The sequence below is a fragment of the Vibrio sp. Vb0667 genome (genome assembly GCF_033391095.1).
In genome coordinates this window covers 1-1288 of record NZ_JAWPOL010000215.1, presented here as the reverse complement: position 1 = coordinate 1288, position 1288 = coordinate 1, and the positions used below count along the sequence as shown (strand labels likewise).

Annotated in this window: 1 protein-coding gene; it reads left to right on the top strand. The window is 46.4% G+C overall.

Annotation, left to right across the window (positions count from 1 at the left end; all coding sequences use genetic code 11):
- Window positions 1-1016, top strand: a 1016-nt coding sequence (locus R8269_RS24735; protein ID WP_318222845.1) for an HAD-IC family P-type ATPase, incomplete at its 5' end; no start/stop codon positions are given.
- Between the last annotated feature and the right edge of the window lie 272 nt (window positions 1017-1288).

Below are 1288 nucleotides of genomic sequence, written 5' to 3'. Positions count from 1 at the left end.
CTGCGATTACGTCGGGTCTGGCTGCTGCGGCACGCCGTGGTGCATTGATCAAAGGTGGGGCAGCGCTTGAGTTGCTTGGCAAAGTGGAGTCGGTCGCGTTTGATAAAACAGGCACGTTGACACAAGGTAAACCGCAAGTAACGGACGTGGTGACTTATGATGTAACAGAAGAAACACTACTGAGTTTAACGGCTTCTATCGAGATGGGCTCAAGCCATCCTTTAGCGGTTTCATTAGTGAAGCGGGCTGAAGAACAAGGCGTTTCGATTCCTGAGGCAAGTGATAAAACTGCTCAAGTCGGCTCTGGTGTAACAGGTTTGGTGAACGGTAAATTAGTGCAAGTTATTGCGCCATCAAAAGCGGACTTCCCTGTTTCTTCGAAAGTAGAACAACGTGTTATTGAACTGGAAGAACAAGGCAAAACCGTGGTTATCGTTCGTCACGATTACGAAGTTATTGGCGTGTTCGCGTGGCAAGATACTCTTCGTCAAGATGCTCAACAGGCAATCGCCACGCTGAAAATGTTGGGTGTGAGTTCTGTGATGTTGACGGGGGACAACCCACGCAGTGCAGAAGCGATAGCCCATCAAATTGGTTTGGATTACAAAGCGAGCTTGTTGCCTGCCGATAAAGTGCGTTATGTGGAACAACTTTCTACTGAGCACACGGTTGCGATGGTTGGTGATGGTATTAACGACGCACCTGCGATGAAAGCTTCTAGCATTGGTATCGCGATGGGCGGAGGTACTGACGTCGCATTAGAAACTGCTGATGCGGCACTAACGCACAACCGCTTGGTTGAATTGCCAGCAATGATTGAATTATCACGTGCGACGCTCAATAACATTCGTCAAAACGTGGCATTGGCGCTTGGCTTAAAAGGCGTGTTCTTAGTCACCAGTTTATTGGGTATCACTGGGCTTTGGGTTGCGGTCTTGGCAGACAGTGGGGCGACTGCGTTAGTGACACTCAATGCGCTACGACTTCTGCGTTTTGAATCTAAACAAGTGCAATAACGCTATTCTCAAAGTTGCTCTATATTTAACCCGAGGCGTTTCTCGTCTCGGGTTTTTATGTTTCTGTGAGCACTATAAGTTTTGTGAATGCAATCTGAGCCGTCGGACTTGTTGTTATGCAACGAAATGATAAGTTTTCCCGAATAATGTGATCAAAACCGTTTTAATTTGAAATTGTAGATTTATTACATTTTATCAATGTGATTGTGATCACTCTATGTTGGTGCAAGGTTCGCTACAGTGCTCCTGTACCCAACAACTTACTAATGAGC